This window comes from Pseudomonas sp. RC10-4-2 (assembly GCF_050433085.1).
Lineage (GTDB): Bacteria > Pseudomonadota > Gammaproteobacteria > Pseudomonadales > Pseudomonadaceae > Pseudomonas > Pseudomonas aeruginosa.
In genome coordinates, this window is the sequence record NZ_JBNPXX010000001.1 from 1,454,163 (window position 1) to 1,474,493 (window position 20,331).

Genomic DNA, 20,331 nt, shown 5'->3' on the forward strand with positions numbered 1-20,331 from the left:
TTGAAGCGAGGCCGGCGGCTCCCTAGAATGCGCCGTTCATGCCGTCGCCAGTTGAGGGACGGTCCCAGGATCGCGGGACGCATGGGAGTTGCATGAAGAAGGGAGCGACGCTTTTCGCCGTCCTCTGGGCGGTACTCGGCCTGGGCCTGCTGGTCGGTTTGCCGGTGGCCATCCATTTCATTCTCGGCCAGTACGACGAGGCCGGGTTCAGCGGGCCGCAACTGGTCTTCGAGGAACAGGGCCATTCCTACCTGGCGTTCACCCTCGACGACTATCGCGCCAACGAAGTGGACAACGGCGTGGTACACGGCAGCAGCCGCAGCTATGCCCAGGTGGTCGACCTGGAGGACGGCAGCCTGCGCTGGAGCATGCGCCTGGATGCCGACAACGAGCGCGGCGACGACTGGGGTTCCGGCGAACTGCTGGGCCAGTCGTCGCGCTACCTGTTCTTCCTGCGCAACGAACTCTACGTACTCGACCGGCGCGCCGCCGCCCCTGCGCTGGCGTTCGACGAGCTGGAGCGGCGCACTGGCGGCCTGCCGTTGAAGTCGGCGCCCTGGGGGAAGGACGCCTATCGCTACGACGAAGGCCGGGGCGGATTGCTGATGCTCGCGCTGGACGGCCGCGTCTGGTTCCTCGACGGCGACAGCCTGGCCCTGCGCGAAGCTCCGGAAGTCGATGCCGCGCGGTATTTCCACGGCGACCCGCCGCCGCCGGCGAATGCCGGGATCGACTGGCAGGCGCCGGGCCTGACGCGCCTGCCCGACGGACGCCTGCTGATCCTCGCCAGCGATCACGAGGCCCGAGCGCTGGAGCGTGGCGAGGCGCTGCCGGCAGCGAACCAACGGGCGCGACGCCAGCGCCTGTCACTGGGCACCCTGGATTGGCGGTCGCCGGCGGAGAATCGACTGCGTCCGCTGCTCGACGCGGCCTTCCTGCAGGCTGGCCTGCTGCCCGATCCATCCGCTGCCGAAGAGCCGCAGCGGCTGCTCGATCGACCGTCCGAGCGGCAGCGTCAGCATCCGTCGCTGCCGTCCGAGCCGCAGCCGCCGGAAGAGTTCGACGAGCGCGTGGAGCGTTTTCCCAGTACCCGTGCGTTCCTTGCGGCGCGTGACGCCTACCGCCAGGAACGGCGACGCTGGATCGCCGCGCACGATGCCTGGCGGGAACGGGTCGCCGACCTGGAGGCGGCGGCGGATGCCGAGTACCGTCGCCGGCGCGACGAGCAGACGCGCGAGGAGGCGTTGTACCGTCGCTATGCCTCGGCGCTGCCGGGCGGCGATTCCAGGTTGGCGCGCCGTCCCTGGCGAGTCGACGGCAACTGGCTGGTGCTGCACCGGCGCAGCCTGGCCGAGCGTAGCGAGCTGCTGCTCAGCTCGGTGTCTGGCGACGGCAGCTTGCTCTGGACCCTGGAGCTGCCCATCGAGCGTCCCGAGCGGCTGTTCCGCCTGGATGCCCACAACCTGCTTCTCAGCGGCCGTGGAGAGGAAGGCGGGCGGTTGGTGCGGGTCGATCTGCGCCGGGGCAGCGGCATCGTCCATCGCCTCGGGCGCGGCGGCGCGCCATTGCAGCGGGTCGAGTGGCCCGAAGGCCAACCGTGATCGCCTGCGCCCAGCCTGGGTGTCTGCCCAGCGGGGCGGGGGGCCGGGCGCCGATTCAGGGGTTCCTGAAGACGAATACGCCGCTGTCCACCAGGCGCGTCAGGCGGATGCGCAGCAGCAGGGTGCGGTGGGCTGCGAGGAAGCGCGGCACCTGCGCCAGCGGAATTGCCAGGCCTTCGCTGTCGCCGGGGCCCACCGCGGTATAGCCGACCGGCTGGCGCGGCGGATCGAACGGCGGCTGGGCCGACACGCTGAGCGACAGGGTGTCCACGGCGAAGCCGGCGAGCAGGTCGTCGAGGGACTCGATCGACAGGTACAGCGAGCGGTAGGCGGGGTTGTCCTCGTAGGGATGGACGTCGGCGATGACCTGCTCGTAGAAGCGCTGTTCGAAACGCCGGTCGCTGTTCAGCTTGCGGAAGAACTGGATGAAGTAGTCGCGCACCTCCTGGTCGAGGTCGTCGCAGACGTGGCTGACCAGGTTCAGGTAGCGCGGCGAGCGGCGCTCGATGCCGGGGTCGAGCTGATCGATGCGGCGCTGCCAGGGGAAGCTTGCGCCGCTGCTCCGGTAATCGGCGTCCTCGACCTCCAGCGCGGCGCGGATCAGCTCCAGGGTATGCGGGTTCTTCGGTCCGCGGTCCTTCAGCGCCACGCTGGCGTGGTTCTCGCCGTCGACGATGGCGAAGGCGATCTCGCCGCGCGATTCTTCCAGGCGCCAGCCGGGCCTGGCGCGCTGGCGGACATCCAGTTCGAGGCTCAGGCGGCAGGCGTTGAGGTTCGCCGTGGCGATCCGCACCGTGCCGTCGCCGCCGGCTTCGTTGGCGATGGCTTCGACGCCGCTGTAGCCGGCATTGCCCACCAGCACCGTGGCGAGCAGGCGGCCGGCGCCGTACCAGGCCTCGGCGCCGAACAGGTCGCGCTCGGCGAGTTGCCAGGAGTACGGCGAGCCCAGCTCCAGTCCCTTCAGCACCTGGGTGCCGGTCTGCCCGACGAAGCGGTTCCAGCCTTTCAGTACGCGACCGATGAAGGAGCGTCCCTTGTGCGCCAGCGGCGAGCCGAAGTTGGCCGGGGCGAGCATCAGGAAGCGCTTGACCGGCGCGCTGGCGGGGTCGAAGTGGCGGGTCAGCCAGTCGCGCAGCACCAGGGCGCCGGTGCTGTGCACCACCACGTCAACCGTGCGCGGTGCCCGCGACAGCCCCTGGGCGGTCCAGGCGCGATCCAGGGCGGCGGCGAGGTCGGCGTAGGTGACGTCGTCCTGCAGGGAGATCCAGTCGGCGAGGCGGATCTGCGTCGGCGCGCTGCCGAACCAGGCTTCCAGCTGCTCGGCGAGGCGGCGGAACGACTTCGAATCGTCGCTCCAGCCGTGGACGATGACGATCGAACGGGGCATGTCCGGCATCCTCTGGGGCTGATCCGGGCGACTATAGATCATGCGCCGCGGCGACGTGCCCTGACCTGTGAAAACGTCTAGGATGCGGCGGTCGCCCCCGACTGCCGCCGGCGCGGCATCGCCAGCGCGTTGCTGCGGCAGGCGCGGGACGACTGTCGCGGCGACCGCCTGTTCACTTCCTGCAACCGCTCCAACCTGCCGATGCGGCGCCTGCTGGAGCGCGAGGGATTCCAGCCGAGCGGGGTGATCGACAACCTCGACGAAGGTGATCCGGAGCTGGTCTTCGTGCGTTTCCTCGCGCCGTCGCGCTGAGCCCCGGACTCATTTCAGGTTGCCGGCGAGGAACTGGCGCAGGCGCTCGCTGCGCGGCGCGCCGAACACCTGGTCCGGCGTCCCTTGCTCTTCGATCACGCCCTGGTGGAGGAAGATCACATGGCTGGAAACCTGGCGGGCGAAGGCCATCTCGTGGGTGACCAGGACCATGGTGCGACCTTCCTCGGCCAACTGCTGCATGACTTTCAGCACTTCGCCGACCAGTTCCGGATCGAGCGCCGAGGTCGGTTCGTCGAACAGCATCACCTGCGGCTCCATGGCCAGGGCGCGGGCGATCGCCACGCGCTGTTGCTGGCCGCCGGAGAGTTCGCAGGGATACTGCCGTTCGACCTTCTCCGCCAGGCCGACCTTGGCCAGGTAGTGGCGCGCGCGGGCCACGGCGTCGTCGCGGTTCATTCTCAGGACGTTGACCGGGCACTCGACCACGTTCTCCAGCACCGTCAGGTGGCTCCACAGGTTGAAATGCTGGAAGACCATCGCCAGCCGGCTGCGGATCCTCTGCAACTGCCTGGGATCGGCGGCGCGCAGCTCGCCCAGGGCGCCGGGACGGGTGCGCAGTTCCTCGTCGCCGACGCGGATGCGCCCGGCACAGGGCTTTTCCAGGAAGTTGACGCAGCGCAGGAAGGTGCTCTTGCCCGAGCCGGAGGAGCCGATGATGCTGATCACGTCTCCCTTGCCGGCCCTGAGCGAAACGCCCCTGAGCACCTCATGGCTGCCGTAGCGCTTGTGGATGTCTTCGACCTGCAGGCTGTACATGCGCGTGTCTCCGGGAGAGGTCAGTGGGTTTGCGGTCTGAGGTAGGCCAGCCAGCGCAGCTCGCCGCGGCGGAACAGCCAGATCAGCAGGAAGGCGGTGCCGGCGTAGAGCGCGCCGGCGATGCCGAAGGACAGGAACGGCGCATAGGTGGCGGAATTGACGTCGCGGGCCACCTTGAGCAGGTCCGGCACTGTGGCGGTGAACGCCACCGAGGTGGAATGCAGCATCAGGATCACTTCGTTGCTGAAGTACGGCAGTGCCCGGCGCAGCGCCGAGGGCAGGACGATGCGCCGGTAGAGGGTGAAGCCGCCCATGCCGTAGGCGCGCGCCGCTTCCACTTCGCCGTGGGGCGTGTTCCTGATCGCGCCGGCGAAGATTTCCGTCATGTAGGCGCAGGTGTTGAGGACGAAGGCCAGCACCGTGCAGTTGAAGCCGTCGCGGAAGAACGCGTTGAGAAAGTCCTGGGCGCGTATGGCATTCAGGCTGTAGACGCCGGTGTAGAAGAACAGCAACTGGATGTACAGCGGGGTGCCGCGGAACACGTAGGTGTAGAGCCAGACCGGGTAGCGCAGCAGCGGGTTGCCGCAGGTCCGCGCCACCGCCAGCGGGATGGCCAGCAGGAAGCCAAGCGCCACGGCGAGGATCAGCAGCCACAGGGTCATCGCCAGTCCGGTCAGTTGCAGGCCGTCGGTCCACAGGTAGGCCTGCCAGTATTCGTCGAGTACCGCGTTCATGGCAGCGGCCTCCTGACGCCCAGCGAGCTGCGCCGCTCCAGCCACAGCAACGCGGCGTTGGAGATTGCGGTGATGGCCAGGTAGATCAGCCCGCAGACCAGGGTGAAGTGGAAGAACTGCAGGGTGCCCTTGCCGGCGTCCTGGGTGGCCTTGACCAGGTCGCCGAGACCGATGATCGAGACCAGCGCGGTGGACTTGACCAGCACCTGCCAGTTGTTGCCGATGCCCGGCAGGGCGTAGCGCAGCATCTGCGGCAGGAGTACCCGGCGGAACACTCGCCAGCGCCCCATGCCGTAGGCTTGCGCGGCTTCGACCTGGCCGGCCGGGACCGCCTGGAAGGCGCCGCGGAAGGTTTCCGTGAAGTAGGCGCCATAGATGAACGCCAAGGTGACGCAGCCGGCGGCGAACGGGTCGATGTCGACCTGGCCGATGCCGAGGGCGTCGGTGACGCGGTTGAGGAGGATCTGCAGGCTGAAGAACAGCAACAGCATGATGACCAGGTCGGGGACGCTGCGGATCAGCGTTGTATAGCCGCTGGCCAGGGCGCGCAGCGGGCGGTTGGCGGCGAGCTTGGCGCTGGCGCCGAGGAGCCCGATGAGCACGGCGCCGAGCAGGGAGCCCAGCGCCAGTTTCAGGGTCACCAGGGTACCGGCGAGTATCTGCGGGCCGAAGCCGTCGAGGAACATTTCACTCTCCATTGCTTGTTGTTGTCGGTCGAGGTGAAAAGCGGCCGGACGCCGTTCAGGGCGTGCCGTAGAGGTCGAAGTCGAAGTAGCGGGCGTTGATTCGCGCGTAGGTTCCGTTGGCGCGGATCGTCGCCAGCGCCTTGTTCAGGTCCTCGCGCAGCGCCACGTCCTCCTTGCGCAGGCCGATGCCGTCGCCGACCCCGAAGTAGCGAGGGTCGTCCAGCACCGCTCCGGCCAGTTCGAAATCCTTGCCGACCGGCTTGTCGAGGAAGCCGTAGCTGGCCTGCACCGCGCCTTGCAGCGAGGCGTCGAGGCGGCCCATGACGAGGTCGGCGTAGACCTGGTCCTGGTTCTGGTAGGAGACGACCCGCACCCCCTTGGCGGCCCATTCGGCCTTGGCGTAGGCCTCCTGGTTGGAGCCCTGGCCGACCCCCACGCGCTTGCCGCGCAGGCTCTCGGCGTCGGGCAGGAGCGCCGAGCCACGGCGTACCACCAGGCGGCTCGGCGCGTTGGAGACGCGGTCGGTGAAGGCGATGTGCTGTGCGCGTTTCGGCGTGATGGTCATCGACGAGACGATGGCGTCGATCTTGCGCGACAGCAGCGCCGGGATGATGCCGTCCCAGTTGCTTTCGACCCATTCGCAGCGGGCTCGCAGCTCCGCGCAGAGGGCTTCGCCGATCTCGATGCCGAAGCCTGCCAGGCGGCCGTCCGGCTGCTTGTATTCGAGCGGCGGGTAGGTCGGGTCGACGCCCAGGCGCAGGACCTTGCCGGTCCAGTCGGCGGCGCCGGCCGGTGCGGCGAGGAGGAGGGAGAGGGCGATGCTGCCGAGGGTTCTTGTCATTGTGGTTGTCCTCTGTCGATCCGCGCGCGCCAGGCCGCGCGCCCGTTGAAAACCCTGGCTCAGGCCAGGAAGCGCTCGGCCAGTCGCACCCAGTAGCTGGCGCCGACGGCCAGGCAGTCGTCGTTGAAGTCGTAGCCGGGGTTGTGCAACTGGCAGCCGCTCTCGCCCTGGCCATTGCCGATCACCAGGTAACTGCCGGGACAGCGTTCGAGGATGAAGGCGAAATCCTCGCTGGCGGTGAACGGCCGCAGTCCGTCGATCAGGCATTCCTCGCCCAGCCAGTCGCGGGCCACCTCGCGGGCGAACGCGGTCTGCCCGGGATGGTTGACCAGCACCGGATGGCAATGCCGGTAGTCGACCTCCGCCCGCGCGCCGAAGCTGGCGGCCTGGCCGCGGGCCAGTTCGCCGATGCGGCGCTCCAGCAGGGCACGGGTTTCCGCGGTCAGGGCCCGGACGCTGAGGATCATTTCGGCGCTGGCCGGGATCACGTTGGAGACCGTCCCGGCATGGATCGCGCCGACGCTGACGATCGCGGTGTCCTGCGGGTCGACGTTGCGCGAGACGATGCTCTGCAAGGCCAGCACGATGGCGGAGCAGACCACCACCGGGTCGACGGTGCGCTGCGGCACCGCGCCGTGGCCGCCGCTGCCGATCACGCGGATGACCACGGTATCGGCCGAGGCCATGAAGGGGCCGGGATGGAAGCCGAGGTGGCCGACGGGGTATCCCGGGACGTTGTGCATGGCGAAGATGGCGTCGCAGGGGAAGCGCTCCAGCAGCCCGTCGTCGAGCATCGCGCGGGCACCGCCGAGGCCCTCTTCGGCAGGCTGGAAGATCAGTTGCAGGGTGCCGCGCCAGCGCGGCGACTCGACCAGGTGCCTGGCCGCGGCGAGGAGCATCGCGGTATGGCCGTCGTGGCCGCAGGCGTGCATCACGCCGTCCACCTGGCTGGCGTAGGGCAGGCCGGTGGCTTCCTGGATCGGCAGCGCGTCCATGTCGGCGCGCAGGCCCAGCGCTGGGCCCTCGCCGCGGCACAGGGTGCCGACCACGCCGGTGCGACCCACCCCACGGCTGACCTGGTAGCCCCAGGCCTCCAGGCATTCGGCGACCAGCGCGGCGGTTCGCCGTTCCTCGAAACCCAACTCCGGGTGGGCATGGATATGGCGGCGCAAGGTAACCATCTCTTCCCGCAGCGCCGCGATGGCGGGCAGGACGGCAGGCTCGGTCATTCTTCTTGTTCTCCTCAAGGGCTCCGACCGGTGGGCGGCGGGGCGTTGTCGAAGCCGATGGTAGGCAAGCGGGGGACTGGCGGGGAGGCTCGCTTTGGCTATGATGACAACCTTTCGTTGTCACCTCGGTAAGCCCGTGAAACTCCACCAGTTGCAAGCCCTGGTCGCCAGTGCCGACGCCGGCGGCATCCGCGCCGCCGCCCGCGTCCTGGGGATTTCCCAGGCGGCCGTGACCCGCGCGCTGCGCGAACTGGAAACCGAACAGCATCTGCCGCTGTTCGTCCGCACGCCCAGCGGCCTGACCTTCACCGAATACGGCAAGGCGCTGCTGATCCACGCCCGGCTGGTGCTCAAGCAACTGGAGCACGCGCAGGTCGAACTCGACCACCTGCGTGGCCAGGCCAGCGGCCGGCTGTGCATCGGGGTGACGCCTTGGGTGGCGCTGACCTTCCTCTCGGAGGCGGTGCAGGCGTTCCGCGAGCGCATGCCGGAGGTGCGCCTGGAGCTTTTCGAAAGCCTGATGGCGGTGGCCCAGCCATTGCTTCGCGACGGCAGCATGGATTTCGCCATCGGCCCGCTGCACGGCGCCCAGGCGGCCCAGGAATTCGCCTGCGAGAAGCTGCTCGACTACGACACCGCGGTGCTGGTCCGCCAGGGGCATCCGCTGGCGGGTTGCGGCTCGATCCACGAGCTGCTGGAACAGGACTGGGCGTTGAACTACACCGGCGACGGCCACGACGCCCTGATGCGCGAGCTGTTCTGGCGCCACGGTGCCTTGATCGACGAGCGGCGCATCGTCCGCGCGCACTCCGTGGCGATCCTGCAGACCCTGGTGGAGCAGGCCGACATGTGCACCTGGGTGCCGGCGATCATCGGCGCCGCCCCGCCGTTGCTCGGCCGGGTGGTGCCGCTGGCGCTGCGGGAAACCTTCGAGCCACGACGGCTGGGCATCATCACCCGGCGCGGCGGAGCCCTCAGCAATCCGGCGCAATGTTTCGTCGAGTGCCTGCTGCAGGTGATCCGCCGCCACGCCCGCTCGGCGAAGAAGGATGACCGGCGCCTGTTCGAAACCCTGCGCCTGCTAGTCTGATTCCTACTGGCACGGACGTACGGTCGCTCAAGATCGGTCGTGCTGCGACCGATAGCCTGGAAAGCCACGAGCGAGGATGCCGGCATGCTGCAATGGTTCGCTAACCTGTCGTTCCGCAGGAAAATCGCTCTGCCGATCCTCCTGCTGGCGGTGCTTCTGCTGCTGGTGGGCGCGCTCGGCGTGCATGGCATCGCCCAGCTGAACGAATCCAACCAGCGCCTGGGCAAGCGTTTTCTCCCCGGCATCGCCCTGCTGCTCAACGCCGACCGCGATCTCTACCAGGCCTTCGTCGCCGAGCGCAGCCTGCTCGAGGGCCACCTGAGCGCCGAGCAGATCGCCGGCCTGAGGAACGATCACGCGGAAAACCTGCAGCAGGCCCTGGATCGGGTGCGCCAGTACGCGGCGATGCAGCCGGGCGAGGCGGAACTGGCCAAGGTCGCCGAGTTCGAGCGCGGCTATGCCCTCTGGAGCGCGACCTCGGCGCGGGTGCTGAGCCTGGCGGCCAGCGATCCGAGCGCCGCGGCGCAGCTCAGCTACGGTGACAGCGATCGCCAGTTCGGGGCGATGCGCGAGGTGATCAACCAGCTCGACGAGATGGAAGAGGCGGCCGCGGCCGCCGACGGCGAGGCGTCCTCCGCGCTGGGCGAGCGCCACCGCTGGCAGCAGGTGGCGCTGGTGGCGTTCGGCCTGCTGGTGTGCCTGTCGCTGGTGCTGGTGTTCCCCGGCCTGGTGACCCGTCCGTTGCAGCGTCTGCTGCAACGCCTGGAAGAGATCGCCAACGGCGATGGCGACCTGCGCGTGCGCCTGGAGGTCACTTCGCGCGACGAACCCGGCCGCCTCGGCAGCGCCTTCAACGCCTTCCTCGACAAGTTGCAGCCGCTGATCCGCGAGGTCGGCCGGGTCACCGGCGAGGTCGCCGATTCCGCCGGTTCGCTGGCCGGCATGACCGCCGCCAACGATCGTCTGATCAACAGCGAGCACGCATCGGTGGACCAGGTCAGCACCGCCGCGACGCAGATGAGCAGCGCCGTCCACGAGGTGGCGCGCAATGCCCAGAGCGCCGCGCAGGTGGCCGATGACGCCCGCCGGCAGGCGCGCGAGGGCGCCAACGTGGTGGAAGCGACCATCGAGGTGATCCGCCAGTTGGCGCAGGAAGTGGAGAGCAGTTCCGAGAGCATCCAGCAACTGGCCCAGGAAACCGCCAGCATCGACGCGGTGCTGACGGTGATCAAGGGCATCGCCGAACAGACCAACCTGCTCGCCCTCAACGCCGCCATCGAAGCCGCGCGGGCCGGCGAGCAGGGTCGCGGTTTCGCCGTGGTGGCCGACGAGGTGCGGGCGCTGGCGGCGCGCACCCAGGATTCGACCAAGGACATCCAGGCGCGCATCGAGCGCCTCCAGGCCGGGGTGCAGAACGCCGTGCGGGCCATGCAGTCGGGCAGCCTCAAGGCGCGCGACAGCGTCGAGCGCGCCGCCGGGGTCGACGGCGTGCTGGCCGCCACCGGCGACGCGGTGGGGCGGATCAACGACCTCGCCGCGCAGATCGCCTCGGCCTGCGAGGAGCAGAGCCGGGTGATCGACGAAATCGCCCGCAACATCAGCGAGGTGCGCGAGCTTTCCGCCCAGGCGGCGGAACATTCGGAGCAGGGTACCGGGGCCAGCCGCCGGCTGTCCGAGCTGTCCTCGGAACTGGCGCGGCTGGTCGGCCGTTTCCGCGTCTGAAGCGCCGCCTAGCGCGGCGCCAGCCAGATCGCCACGCCTGCCAGTGCCGCCGGGACCAGGAAGACCAGCAGCAGGATCGGCAGTTCTTCGCGCAAGCCGTAGCCGGCGTGCTGGACGCCGACCCACAGGTTGACCAGCGCGACGGCCAGCCAGGTCGGCAGGAACAGGCCGGCAGCGAGCGCCGGCCCGGCATCCCAGAGTTTGCCGAAGAGCAGGAACAGGCCGAGCAGGACGATGCCGCCGGCGATTACCAGGGTCACGTGCATGAAGGGTTTCCGCAGGCAGGCAGCGACCGCCGTGGCGGCCGCTGCGTGGCTCACTTGGTGGAGAAGCCGCCGTTGATGAGGATGGTCTGGCCGGTGATCCACCAGCCTTCGCTGACCAGGTGGCGGATGAACGGCACCACGTCGTCGATGTCGGTCAGGCCGGTTTTGGAGAACGGCGACAAGGCCGCGGCGTTCTTCAGGTAGTCCACCGCATCGGCACCTTCGGCGGGGTAGAAGAAGGGCGTGTCCATGGGGCCCGGGCCGACCGCGGTGACCGAGATGCCGCGCGCGCCGAACTCCTTGGAAGCGGCACGGGTGAAGTGCTCCACCGGCGCCTTGGTGCCGGCATAGGCGGCGTAGTACGGGGTATAGGCGCCAAGCAGGGAGGTCACCAGGGTGCAGATCTTGCCGTTGTCGTTGACGTGCTTGCCGGCTTCGCGCAGGAAGAAGAACGCAGACTTGGAATTGACCGCGCTCATCTCGTCGTATTCGGTCTCGCTGATCTCGGTGATGGGTTTCTTCAGCACCTTGCCGACGGTGTTGATGGCGATGTCCGGCTTGCCCACCGCGGCGATGGCGTCGGCGAACAGCTTTTCCATGGCCGCGGCGCTGGTGAGATCGCCCTGCAGCGCTACCGCCTTGGCTCCGGCTGCCTGCAGCGCGGCGACGGTGGCGTCGGCATCGGCCTTGCTCGCGGCGCTGTTGTAGTGGATGGCGATCGCCTTCGCGCCGTGGGCGGCGAGATCACGGGCGATCAGCCCGCCCAGGTTCTTGGCGCCGCCGGTGATGAGGACGGTCTTGCCTTTGATGGAGTGGTCGACCATGGGGTGTTTCTCCTGCGGTGAGTGGAGAACCCAGTCTAGGGAGGGCGGCCTTGCGGAGTAATCGCGGCGGCCTGGATAGATTGTCCAGAAACGCCGATCAATTCCCGCCTCCGGAGGAGCGCAGCCGCCTGCACGAATCTTCTAGAACCCCGGGACGGGCGCGTTATAGTCGCGGCGACGAAACCAACGAGTGGGAAGACCTGACGCACGATGGGGAGCCGAGACTGGATCGACCTGGCCCGCGACGCCGAGACCGGGATCGAGACCCTGCGCGCCCATTTCGAGGGCCACGCCTACGATCCGCACTGGCACGACAGCTACCTGATCGGCTACACCGAGATCGGCGTGCAGCAATTCAACTGCCGCCGACGCCGACACGACAGCACCGCCGGCCAGGTATTCCTGGTCGAACCGGGGGAGATCCACGACGGTCGCGCGCCGATCGCCGGCGGCTTCACCTACTCGATGCTGTACCTGCAGCCGGACTGGCTGCGGCGCGAACTGCGGGCGACCTTCGACGATGCGCCCAGCGACCGCGACCCCGGCTTCCACGCCAACCTCACCGAAGACCCGCGCCTGACCCTGGCCATCGCCCAGGCCTTCCGCGTCCTGCATGGCCGCGAGCTGCGACTGCTGCGGCAGACCGCCCTGGAGCTGGTGCTGGAGCGGCTGCGCGTGCACCTCGGCTGGCGCGAGGCGAAGCCATTCGATCCGCGCCTGCCGCTGGTGGCGCAGAAAGCCCGCGACTACCTGCATGCGCACTTCTACCAGGACATCGGCCTGGACGAGCTGGCCAGCGCCTGCGGCACCGACCGCTTCCGCCTGAACCGTGCATTCAAGGCCGCCTACGGCTTGCCACCCTACGCCTACCTGGTCCAGTTGCGCCTGGCCAAGGCGCGGCAGATGCTCGCTGTCGGCGGGCAACCGGCGGACCTCGCCAGCGCCCTCGGTTTCGCCGACCAGAGCCATCTCGGCCGCTGGTTCCGGCGCGCCTACGGGATGACCCCGGCGGCCTACCGCCGGCAGTGCACCCAGCTTCCAGACTGAGGCCCGGCGCGTCGCCAGGATGAAGGCTCCCCCGCCACAGGAGCCCGTCCATGCAATCCCTCGTGCCCTTCCTGCTGTTCGCCGTCGTCGCCTCGATCACCCCCGGACCGACCAACATCCTGGTCCTGAGCAACAGCCAGCGCCACGGCCTGGCCGCCGCCTGGCCGATCGTGCTCGGCGCCTGCGCGGCGGTGGCGGCGCTGATCCTGCTGCTCGGGCTCGGCCTGGGCGAGTTGCTGCGACGCCATCCGCTGCTCCAGCAGGGGCTCGCCTGGCTCGGCGTCGGCTGGCTCAGCTACCTGGCCTGGAGCCTGTTCCGCAGCGCGGGCGGCATCGACGGCGCGGAGCCGCCGCGGCGCCTCGGCGTGCTCGGCGGCGCGGCGTTGCAACTGGTCAATCCCAAGGCCTGGATGATGGCCCTCGCCGCGCTGGCACTGTTCGCCGGGGAAGGCGCCGGACAGGCCGGGCGGATCGGCCTGCTGGCATTGCTGTTCTTCCTGGTTTCGCTGCCGTGCCTGGCCAGTTGGGCCTTGCTCGGCGTCGGCAGCGCGCGGCTGCTGCGCTCGCCGTCGCTGATGAAACGCTTCAACGAAGGCATGGCGCTGTTGTTGCTGGCATCGGCCTGGGCCGCCCTGCTGCTCTGAGGCGGTCCGGTAGCTTCCTGACAAACCTGTGGGTTGGTACGCCGGGCCCGGGTTGGCTATGGTGGGACGATCCGTAGCCATGGCGCGGTCGCCGTCAGCACGCCGCGCAAGGAACCTCCATGTTGAAACCCGACATCACTGCCTTCTTCGACCCGGCCACCTCCACCTACAGCTACGTGGTGCGCGACCCGTCCAGCCGCGCCTGCGCCATCGTCGACCCGGTGCTCGACTACGACCCGGCCGCCGGGCGCACCAGCCATGCCAGCGCCGAACGCCTGATCGCCCATGTTCGCCAGCACGACCTGCAGGTGGAATGGCTGCTGGAGACCCACGTGCACGCCGACCACCTGTCGGCGGCCATCTTCCTGCAGCGCGAACTGGGCGGGTGCCTGGCCATCGGCGCGCGAATCACCCAGGTCCAGGCGAAATTCTCCGGCCTGTTCAACCTCGGCGAGGCGTTCCCGGTGGACGGCCGCCAGTTCGAGCACCTGTTCGAGGACGGCGAGTCGTTCCGCATCGGCGCCCTGGAATGCCGCGCGCTGCATACCCCGGGGCATACCCCGGCGTGCATGACCTACCTGGTCGGCGACAGCGCCTTCGTCGGCGATACCCTGTTCATGCCCGACTACGGCACCGCCCGCTGCGATTTCCCCGGCGGCGACGCGCGCCAGCTGTATCGCTCGATCCAGCGCCTGTTCGCGCTACCCGACGCGACCCGCCTGTTCATGTGCCACGACTACACGGCTCCCGGCCGCGACGAGCACCGCTGCGAAACCAGCGTCGGCGAGCAGCGCCGGCACAACGTGCACGTCCGCGAAGGCGTCGACGAGGAGGCGTTCGTCGCCATGCGCCAGCAGCGCGATGCCACCCTCGGCATGCCGACCCTGATGCTGCCGGCGATCCAGGTCAACATGCGCGGCGGCAACCTGCCGCCGGTGGAAGGCAACGGGGTGCGTTACCTGAAGATCCCGCTGGATCTGTTCTGATCAGCTGCGGCGACGCAGCAGGAGAATGAAGAACAGCCCGCCGATGGCCGCGGTGGCGATGCCGATGGGCAGGTCCTGGGGGGCGATCAGGGTGCGCGCGGCGACATCCATCCAGACCAGGAACAGCGCGCCGAGCAGGGCGCACACCGGCAGCAGTCGGCGGTGCTCGGCACCCACCAGCAGGCGCGCGGCGTGCGGCAGCATGAGACCGACGAAGCCGATGGCGCCGCTCACCGAGACCAGCACGCCGGTCAGCAGCGAGCAGCAGACGAAGACCCACAGGCGTACGCGACGGGCGTCCAGGCCGAGGGTCACGGCGGTCTGTTCGCCGGCCATCAGCGCGTTCAGCGCACGGCCCAGCCCGAGCAGTACCAGCAGGCCGCCGGCCACGCACAGCGCCGGCAGCCAGATCAACGACCAGCGCGCCAGGCCGAGGCCGCCGAGCATCCAGAACAGCACAGAGGAGGCGGCGCGGTGGTCGCCGAGGAACAGCAGCAGGTTGGCCAGCGCCAGGAGCACGAACGACACCGCGACCCCCGCCAGCAACAGCCGGTCGCTGCCCAGGCGGCCGCCGCGACTGGCCACGCCGAGCACCAGCAGCATGCTGCCGAGGGCGCCGAGGAAGGCCGCCAGCGGCAGGGTCAGCAGGCCGATCACCTCGCCGATGTAGAGCACCACCAACACCGCGCCGAGGGTCGCGCCGGAGGTGGCGCCGAGCAGGTGCGGATCGGCCAGCGGATTGCGCGTGACCGCCTGCAGGGCCGCTCCCACCAGCGCCAGGCCGGCGCCGACGCAGGCGCCGAGCAGTACCCGTGGGGCGCGGATCAGCCAGACGATGTGCTCCTGGCCGGCGCTCCAGGCACCGGGCTCCGCCGCCACGCCGAACAGGCGCTGGAGGACGATGCGGCCGACCAGGCCGCTGTCCAGTCGCGCCGGACCGAAGCCGAGGGCGACCACGCAGGACAGGCCGAGCAACATGACCAGGCTGCCCAGCAACAGGCAATAGGCGCGAGGGCTGCGGAACAGGGTCATGGACGTGGCGCCCGAGGGTGGAGGCCGGCGACCAGGGTTTCTATCGCCGCGGCGTTGCCGATGCCCGGCGTGGCCTGGTTATAGGGCAGGACGATGAAGCGTCGCTCGCGGATCGCGGTCAGGCTGCGCAGCGCCGGGTTCTCTTCGAGGAAGCGCTGCTTCTGCGCGGCGCTGGTCTCGCCGTAGTCGACGATGACGATGACCTGCGGATCGCGGGCGACCACGCTTTCCCAGTTGACCTGGGTCCAACTGGCCGCCACGTCGTCGGTCACGCTGCGGCCGCCGGCGGCCTCGATCAGCGCCTGCGGCATGCCCAGGCGGCCAGAGGTGAAGGGGCGGTCCTCGCCGCTGTCGTAGAGGAACACCCGCGGCGCCTCGGCGTTCGCCGGGATGCCGGCGCGGGCGCGCTCGATGCGTGCCTGGAGGCTGGCGACCAGGCGCTCGGCGCGCGGTTCGACGTCGAAGATCCGCCCCAGGTTGCGCAGGTCGCGGTACAGCTCGTCGAGGCTGGCGCGGCGCGGCTCGCCGATCTGCGCGCAGGATTCGCTCAGCTCGTAGACCTTCACCCCCAGCGGCTCCAGGCTGGCCGGAGTGAGGTCGCCGCCGACGCGCATGCCGTAGCCCCAACCGGCGAAGAAGAAGTCGGCGTCGACATCGAGCAGGGTTTCCGCCGTGGGGTAGCGCGCCACCAGCTCGGGCAGCGGCTTGAGCGCGGCGATCAATCCGGGATCGGCATTCTTCCACCAGCCGCTGATGCCGGTATAGCCGACCATGCGCGTTTGCAGACCGAGGGCGACCATCATCTCGGTGAGGTTGATGTCGTGGCTGACTGCGCGCGACGGCGCGCGCTCGAACGTCACTTCGCGCTCGCAGCTGCGCACGCTGAGCGGGTAGCGCTCGGCCAGCGCGGCATCGGCGCAGGCGAGCAGGGCGCCGAGCAGCAGGTGGTGCAGGATCGGGTGCTTCATGCTTGGGTAATCCAGGTCAGGCGCGGGTGGTCGGCGAGGGGGTGGCGGTCGACCAGGGCGCGGACGCCGAATACCCGCCACAGCAGGTCGGCGTCGAGCACCTCGGTCGGCGTGCCCTGGGCGACGATGCGGCCGCCGTCGAGCACGTAGAGGCGGTCGCAGAAGGCCGCCGCCAGATTGAGGTCATGGAAGCTCGCCAGGGTGCTCAGGCCGAGGCTGCGCAGCAGGCGCAGAAGCTCCAGCTGGTAGCGCGGGTCGAGGTGGTTGGTCGGTTCGTCGAGGATCAGCAGGCGCGGCTCCTGAACCAGCGCGCGAGCCAGCAGGGCGCGCTGCTTCTCGCCACCGGAGAGGCTGGCGAAGGGGCTCGCGGCACGCCCTTCGAGACCGACCTGGAGCAGCGCCTGGCGGACCCGCTGGCGGTCGTCCGCGCCGTGGCCGTCGAACAGGCCCTTGTGCGGCGTGCGGCCCATGGCGACCACGTCCTCGACGGCAAGGCCGAAGTCCTCGGGGAACTCCTGCAACACCACCGCGATACGCCGGGCGGCCCAGCGCGGCGGCTGGCGCCAGAGGTCGTCGCCGTCGAGCACCACCCGGCCGCGCTGCGGTCGCGCATAGCGGAAGGCGCAGCGCAGCAGGCTGGTCTTGCCGCTGCCGTTGGGGCCGATCAGGCCGACGAAACTGCCGGCCGGGACTTCCAGATGCACGCCGCGCAGCAACTCGGTGGAGGCGTCGGGCGACCAGTGCAGGGCATCGAGGTGAAGGGACGACATGGCTACTCGCAGGTCCGGTGGTTCAGCAGAGACGATTGCCGCGGCGCCGGCTTCAGAAACTGAAGTCGGCGGTGACGTTGAACGAGCGCGGCTGGCCCATGATCCATTGCTGGCCGTTGTTGTTGTCAGCCAGGGCGTACTGGCGGTCGAACAGGTTGTACAGCTCAAGGCCGAGGGTCAGGTCCGGCCGTACCCGCCAGCCCAGGTTGGCGTCGACCACCGTGTAGCCGGGCAGGCTGGCCTGGTTGGCGGCGTCGGCGTAGCGCCGGTCGACGTAGCGCAGCCCGGCGCCGACGCGCAGGGTCTCGGCGAAGGACTTGTCCAGCCAGAGGTTGGCGGTGCGCCGTGGCACGTTCCTGGGGCGATTGCCGTTGCGCGAGTAGGTCTGCCCGTCGATCGTTTCGTCGAAGTCGTCGTATTCGGCACGCACCAGCGCGGCGTTCGCCGACAGCCGCCAGTCCTGGGCCAGGTTCAGTTCCAGGCTGGCCTCCAGGCCGTCCGAACTCTGCTGGCCGACCTGCTGCGCGTCGTGCGGCGGCAGCGGGTTGGCGCTGAGCAGCTTCTTCTTGACGATATGGTAGGCGGCCAGGGTCCATTCGCCGCGACCGTCCGGGAACAGCTGCTTGAGGCCGACCTCGGTCTGCTTCGAGTGGGTCAGGTCCATCTGCTGCTGGGCCGCGTTGAGGGTGATCAGGTTGCTCACGCCGTCCTCGCTGGTGGAGTACTGGCCGTACAGCGACAGTTCCGGGGTCAGCGCGAAGACCAGCCCGGCGCGCCAGTTGCCGCCCTGCAGGCTGCGGTCGCTGCGGGTGCCGGCGCGCAGGTCGTCGCGGTCGATATGGTTCTGGTCGCGGCGCACCCCGGTCACCAGCGACAGGCGCTCGTTGAGCTGCAGGCGGTTCTCGGCGAACAGGGCGAAGGTGCGGGTCTGGCTGCGCGAGTGCGGCCGGTAGGGCGAGCGGCTTTCGAAGTAGCCGGGCGCGGGATGCCAGGGGTCGATGTAGTCGCCGCCGACATCGGTATAGGGCGAGTTGTTGCTCAGGCGGAAGCGGATGCGGTTGTACTCGGCGCCGACCAGGGTGCGGCTGTCGAGGCCGAACAGGGCGTGCTGGAAGGCGAAGGTCTGGCGGTCGCCGATCTGCTCCTGCTCGTGGCTGATGCGCAGGTAGTCCCTGCGCAACAGCTCTTCGCGCGGGACGTCCCATTCGTAGGTTTCGGCGTTGCGCCAGTGACGGCGGGCCTTGATGTAGTACAGCTGGTTGCTCGCGGTGACGCTGTCGGAAAGGCTCCAGTCGCTGGTCAGGCGGGTCCACTGGTCGTTGTAGCGCTGCACGTCGTTGCGCACGTTGTAGTTCTTCTCGCGCAGGCGCTTGTGGTACTTGCCGCCGACCAGCGGGGTGCCGAAGTCGTTCATCGGCTCCTGGTCGCCATAGTCGTGGGCGAGGGTGAAGGCCAGATCGTCGCTGGCCTGCCAGCGCAGCGCCGCGCTGATGCCCAGGTTGCGCGAGTCGCCACGGTCGATCCAGCCGTGGCTCTGCTGCTGGTTCAGGTTGAGCCGGTAGCTGAGGCTGTCGGTCAGCGAGCCGCCGCTGTCCAGGGCCAACTGGCGGTTGTCGTAGGAGCCGTAGCCGAGGCGCAGGTGGTTGCGGATCTCGCCGGCGAAAGGCTTCTTCGGCACCACGTTGATCACCGCGCCGGTGGCGCCTTCGCCGTACAGCACCGAGGCCGGGCCGCGGATCACGTCGATGCGCTCGACCATCCACGGATCGCTGGGGAAGTTCACCGTGCCCATGCCGGTGTACAGGCGCGTGCCGTCGAACAGTTGCATCACCGATGCGTGGCCGCTGAAGCCGCGCGCCGAGAGGCCGGTACCGCCATCTCCGGGGGTGCCGATGAAGCTGATGCCGGGGCTGCGGGTAACGGCGGCCTGGACGCTGGGGTTGTTGCGCCGGCGAACTTCCTCGCCGCTGATGCTGCTGGTGCTCGCCGGGGTGTCCAGGGCGCTGAGGCCCAGGCGCGAACCGGCACTGACCGGCGTGGCGAGGTCGATGTGGTCGAGTTCGGCGGGGTCCTGGCGAACGCTGACCAACTGGCTGGGCAGGGCGAGGGCGGCTTCCTCGGTTTCGGCGAGGGCGGGCGGTACCAGCAGCAGGCTGGTGGAGAGGCCGAGGGCGAAAGGCTCGGTGCGCAAACGGCTGAAGCGGGGCATGGGCGTTCCATCTCATGACCGGGCAGGACGGAACGCGCAGGAAATCGCAGGCGCGACAGCGCCTCGAACAACCGGCTCGCTCCCGCCCACCGCGGGTGTGCCAACAGGGCGTTGCAGGCCGGTCTCCGGGCTTGCGAGGGTCGTGAAATCCTCGCCTTCCCATGCCGGAGCACAGTGGCCTGAAGAGGATTTCGCTCGCTTACCGTTGCGGGGGCAGCGCCGGACTGATCACCGAAGTGACGCACCGGCTTCCCGTTTCACCTCCTGCGCGGCGGCAGGAGGCACCTGGAACGGGCCGGATGGGAACATCCGCACCGTTTCCAGTCAAGCCTTGAACGATCTGGATTGAATAAAATGTTATACTATAACAATTCGCTTGTGCAGTCTTTCTTCGCCGGACCCCACGCCCTGGCGCAGCTTCCCGGGTCATCACATTTTCTTCACGCCGGTCTGCTATGCTGCCGGCCTTCCTTGGGGAGTAGCCTGCCGTCACCCGTTGACGGCGCGCTGGTCAACATTCTTGGCAACCTGCCATGGCCAGCGCATCCAACCGGATTGGTGAGACCAACGACATTCCTGCGCCGAAGCCGGGCCGCGGGGTCATGTCGTTGACTCATGCCCGGCTGGAGTATCCGCGTGAATCCCGTTTCCCTGATCTTCCTCGCCTTCGCCATGTCCACCGATGCCTTCGCCGCGGCCATCGGCAAGGGCTCCAGCCTGGATCGGCCGCGCCTGTCGGAGGCGCTGCGCACCGGGATAATCTTCGGCGTGATCGAGGCCATCACCCCTCTGGTCGGCTGGCTGCTTGGCCAGGCCGCCAGCCAGTTCGTCGCCGACTGGGATCACTGGATCGCCTTCGTCCTGCTGGTGCTGCTCGGCCTGCACATGATCCACAACGGCCTGCGCGCGGATCATGCGACGGAACAGGAAAAGCCCGGCCAGCATTCGTTCTGGATTCTCGCGGTGACGGCGCTGGCCACCAGCATCGACGCGCTGGCGGTGGGCGTCGGCCTGGCCTTCGTCGACGTCAACATCTTCCTCGCCGCCGGTGCCATCGGCCTGGCCACCATGACCATGGTCACCCTCGGCACCATGCTCGGCCGGGCGCTCGGCGCGGTGACCGGCAAGCGCGCGGAGATGGTCGGCGGGGTGGTGCTGATCCTGGTCGGCGCGACCATTCTCTACGAGCATCTCAGCGCGGCGTGA

General features: G+C 69.1%; 19 protein-coding genes, 1 pseudogene and 2 riboswitches. Of the genes and pseudogenes, 8 read left to right on the forward strand and 12 right to left on the reverse strand.

All coding sequences use genetic code 11. The annotated features are described in order from the left end of the window. Positions 1-92 precede the first annotated feature (92 nt). A complete protein-coding gene (locus tag FHW81_RS06815; RefSeq protein WP_023123124.1) occupies positions 93-1,601 on the forward strand; it encodes a PA2928 family protein in 1,509 nt (502 codons plus the stop codon). A 55-nt stretch (positions 1,602-1,656) separates the two neighbouring features. On the opposite strand, the gene FHW81_RS06820 is transcribed toward FHW81_RS06815, so the two are convergent. Further along, on the reverse strand, positions 1,657-2,988 hold the full coding sequence (locus FHW81_RS06820) for an esterase/lipase family protein (RefSeq protein WP_003101445.1): 1,332 nt from the start codon (positions 2,986-2,988) through the stop codon (positions 1,657-1,659). Between the two features lie 99 nt (positions 2,989-3,087). On the opposite strand from FHW81_RS06820, the pseudogene FHW81_RS06825 reads away from it, so the two are divergent. Continuing rightward, positions 3,088-3,300, forward strand: a pseudogene (locus tag FHW81_RS06825) (GNAT family N-acetyltransferase); the annotation flags it as partial. A 9-nt stretch (positions 3,301-3,309) separates the two neighbouring features. Here FHW81_RS06825 and FHW81_RS06830 read toward each other — a convergent pair. Genes FHW81_RS06830 through FHW81_RS06850 form a run of 5 tightly spaced genes read right to left on the reverse strand, consistent with a single transcriptional unit; the run spans position 3,310 to position 7,567 of the window. Beyond that, positions 3,310-4,077 (reverse strand): ABC transporter ATP-binding protein, encoded by a 768-nt coding sequence (locus FHW81_RS06830; RefSeq protein WP_003091036.1) that lies wholly within the window; start codon positions 4,075-4,077, stop codon positions 3,310-3,312. A 20-nt stretch (positions 4,078-4,097) separates the two neighbouring features. After that, the gene (locus FHW81_RS06835; RefSeq protein WP_003091035.1) at positions 4,098-4,811 is read right to left on the reverse strand and encodes an ABC transporter permease; all 714 of its coding nucleotides are present in this window, start codon (positions 4,809-4,811) and stop codon (positions 4,098-4,100) included. Next, positions 4,808-5,497, reverse strand: a complete 690-nt coding sequence (locus FHW81_RS06840; protein ID WP_003091034.1) for an ABC transporter permease — start codon at positions 5,495-5,497, stop codon at positions 4,808-4,810. Before FHW81_RS06840 ends, FHW81_RS06835 begins: the two co-directional genes overlap by 4 nt. Before the next feature lie 55 nt (positions 5,498-5,552). Further along, positions 5,553-6,338: an ABC transporter substrate-binding protein gene (locus FHW81_RS06845; protein ID WP_003114013.1), complete on the reverse strand. Its 786-nt coding sequence runs from the start codon at positions 6,336-6,338 to the stop codon at positions 5,553-5,555. A gap of 59 nt (positions 6,339-6,397) precedes the next feature. Beyond that, positions 6,398-7,567 (reverse strand): M20 aminoacylase family protein, encoded by a 1,170-nt coding sequence (locus FHW81_RS06850; RefSeq protein ID WP_003101441.1) that lies wholly within the window; start codon positions 7,565-7,567, stop codon positions 6,398-6,400. 100 nt (positions 7,568-7,667) lie between these two features. Here FHW81_RS06850 and FHW81_RS06855 point away from each other — a divergent pair, with 100 nt between their 5' ends. Together FHW81_RS06855 and FHW81_RS06860 are read left to right on the forward strand one after the other, a co-directional pair. After that, entirely contained in the window at positions 7,668-8,657 is a 990-nt protein-coding gene (locus FHW81_RS06855; RefSeq protein ID WP_003119833.1) for a LysR family transcriptional regulator, read from the forward strand. Positions 8,658-8,741: 84 nt separating this feature from the next. Then, on the forward strand, positions 8,742-10,379 hold the full coding sequence (locus tag FHW81_RS06860) for a methyl-accepting chemotaxis protein (RefSeq protein ID WP_003114016.1): 1,638 nt from the start codon (positions 8,742-8,744) through the stop codon (positions 10,377-10,379). Between the two features lie 8 nt (positions 10,380-10,387). On the opposite strand, the gene FHW81_RS06865 is transcribed toward FHW81_RS06860, so the two are convergent. Both FHW81_RS06865 and FHW81_RS06870 read right to left on the reverse strand, forming a co-directional pair. Continuing rightward, a complete protein-coding gene (locus tag FHW81_RS06865) occupies positions 10,388-10,645 on the reverse strand; it encodes a hypothetical protein (protein ID WP_003101434.1) in 258 nt (85 codons plus the stop codon). Between the two features lie 50 nt (positions 10,646-10,695). Continuing rightward, positions 10,696-11,469: an SDR family oxidoreductase gene (locus tag FHW81_RS06870; protein ID WP_003101432.1), complete on the reverse strand. Its 774-nt coding sequence runs from the start codon at positions 11,467-11,469 to the stop codon at positions 10,696-10,698. Between the two features lie 210 nt (positions 11,470-11,679). On the opposite strand from FHW81_RS06870, the gene FHW81_RS06875 reads away from it, so the two are divergent. The 3 genes from FHW81_RS06875 to FHW81_RS06885 all read left to right on the forward strand — a co-directional run bounded on the left by FHW81_RS06875 (position 11,680) and on the right by FHW81_RS06885 (position 14,146). After that, positions 11,680-12,516: an AraC family transcriptional regulator gene (locus FHW81_RS06875; protein WP_003091026.1), complete on the forward strand. Its 837-nt coding sequence runs from the start codon at positions 11,680-11,682 to the stop codon at positions 12,514-12,516. A gap of 50 nt (positions 12,517-12,566) precedes the next feature. Next, positions 12,567-13,160: a LysE family translocator gene (locus FHW81_RS06880; RefSeq protein WP_023123125.1), complete on the forward strand. Its 594-nt coding sequence runs from the start codon at positions 12,567-12,569 to the stop codon at positions 13,158-13,160. 119 nt (positions 13,161-13,279) lie between these two features. Further along, entirely contained in the window at positions 13,280-14,146 is an 867-nt protein-coding gene (locus FHW81_RS06885; RefSeq protein WP_003101427.1) for an MBL fold metallo-hydrolase, read from the forward strand. Here FHW81_RS06885 and FHW81_RS06890 read toward each other — a convergent pair whose 3' ends face one another. The 4 genes from FHW81_RS06890 to FHW81_RS06905 are packed head-to-tail and all read right to left on the reverse strand — an operon-like array spanning position 14,147 to position 19,125. Further along, positions 14,147-15,178, reverse strand: coding sequence for a FecCD family ABC transporter permease (locus FHW81_RS06890; RefSeq protein WP_003101425.1), 1,032 nt, complete (start codon positions 15,176-15,178; stop codon positions 14,147-14,149). It lies immediately after the preceding gene. Then, positions 15,175-16,146 carry an ABC transporter substrate-binding protein gene (locus tag FHW81_RS06895; protein ID WP_003101423.1) on the reverse strand — a complete coding sequence of 324 codons (972 nt, stop codon included), beginning with the start codon at positions 16,144-16,146 and terminating at the stop codon, positions 15,175-15,177. The genes FHW81_RS06890 and FHW81_RS06895 overlap by 4 nt, the downstream gene beginning before the upstream one ends. Beyond that, positions 16,143-16,916 carry an ABC transporter ATP-binding protein gene (locus tag FHW81_RS06900; protein ID WP_003101422.1) on the reverse strand — a complete coding sequence of 258 codons (774 nt, stop codon included), beginning with the start codon at positions 16,914-16,916 and terminating at the stop codon, positions 16,143-16,145. Before FHW81_RS06900 ends, FHW81_RS06895 begins: the two co-directional genes overlap by 4 nt. Before the next feature lie 52 nt (positions 16,917-16,968). Next, a complete protein-coding gene (locus FHW81_RS06905) occupies positions 16,969-19,125 on the reverse strand; it encodes a TonB-dependent receptor (RefSeq protein WP_031806069.1) in 2,157 nt (718 codons plus the stop codon). 99 nt (positions 19,126-19,224) lie between these two features. Beyond that, a riboswitch (cobalamin riboswitch) is annotated at positions 19,225-19,429 on the reverse strand. Positions 19,430-19,586: 157 nt separating this feature from the next. Further along, positions 19,587-19,755: riboswitch (yybP-ykoY riboswitch) on the forward strand. A gap of 6 nt (positions 19,756-19,761) precedes the next feature. Between FHW81_RS06905 and mntP the strand changes: the two genes are divergently transcribed. Next, a complete protein-coding gene (mntP, locus tag FHW81_RS06910) occupies positions 19,762-20,331 on the forward strand; it encodes a manganese efflux pump MntP (protein WP_003091017.1) in 570 nt (189 codons plus the stop codon).

Coding starts and splice junctions, on each gene's coding strand:
- FHW81_RS06815 (WP_023123124.1), top strand. CDS start 93: ATGAAGAAGGGAGCGACGCTTTTCGCCGTCCTCTGGGCGGTACTCGGC.
- FHW81_RS06820 (WP_003101445.1), bottom strand. CDS start 2,988: ATGCCCCGTTCGATCGTCATCGTCCACGGCTGGAGCGACGATTCGAAG.
- FHW81_RS06830 (WP_003091036.1), bottom strand. CDS start 4,077: ATGTACAGCCTGCAGGTCGAAGACATCCACAAGCGCTACGGCAGCCAT.
- FHW81_RS06835 (WP_003091035.1), bottom strand. CDS start 4,811: ATGAACGCGGTACTCGACGAATACTGGCAGGCCTACCTGTGGACCGAC.
- FHW81_RS06840 (WP_003091034.1), bottom strand. CDS start 5,497: ATGTTCCTCGACGGCTTCGGCCCGCAGATACTCGCCGGTACCCTGGTG.
- FHW81_RS06845 (WP_003114013.1), bottom strand. CDS start 6,338: ATGACAAGAACCCTCGGCAGCATCGCCCTCTCCCTCCTCCTCGCCGCA.
- FHW81_RS06850 (WP_003101441.1), bottom strand. CDS start 7,567: ATGACCGAGCCTGCCGTCCTGCCCGCCATCGCGGCGCTGCGGGAAGAG.
- FHW81_RS06855 (WP_003119833.1), top strand. CDS start 7,668: ATGATGACAACCTTTCGTTGTCACCTCGGTAAGCCCGTGAAACTCCAC.
- FHW81_RS06860 (WP_003114016.1), top strand. CDS start 8,742: ATGCTGCAATGGTTCGCTAACCTGTCGTTCCGCAGGAAAATCGCTCTG.
- FHW81_RS06865 (WP_003101434.1), bottom strand. CDS start 10,645: ATGCACGTGACCCTGGTAATCGCCGGCGGCATCGTCCTGCTCGGCCTG.
- FHW81_RS06870 (WP_003101432.1), bottom strand. CDS start 11,469: ATGGTCGACCACTCCATCAAAGGCAAGACCGTCCTCATCACCGGCGGC.
- FHW81_RS06875 (WP_003091026.1), top strand. CDS start 11,680: ATGGGGAGCCGAGACTGGATCGACCTGGCCCGCGACGCCGAGACCGGG.
- FHW81_RS06880 (WP_023123125.1), top strand. CDS start 12,567: ATGCAATCCCTCGTGCCCTTCCTGCTGTTCGCCGTCGTCGCCTCGATC.
- FHW81_RS06885 (WP_003101427.1), top strand. CDS start 13,280: ATGTTGAAACCCGACATCACTGCCTTCTTCGACCCGGCCACCTCCACC.
- FHW81_RS06890 (WP_003101425.1), bottom strand. CDS start 15,178: ATGACCCTGTTCCGCAGCCCTCGCGCCTATTGCCTGTTGCTGGGCAGC.
- FHW81_RS06895 (WP_003101423.1), bottom strand. CDS start 16,146: ATGAAGCACCCGATCCTGCACCACCTGCTGCTCGGCGCCCTGCTCGCC.
- FHW81_RS06900 (WP_003101422.1), bottom strand. CDS start 16,916: ATGTCGTCCCTTCACCTCGATGCCCTGCACTGGTCGCCCGACGCCTCC.
- FHW81_RS06905 (WP_031806069.1), bottom strand. CDS start 19,125: ATGCCCCGCTTCAGCCGTTTGCGCACCGAGCCTTTCGCCCTCGGCCTC.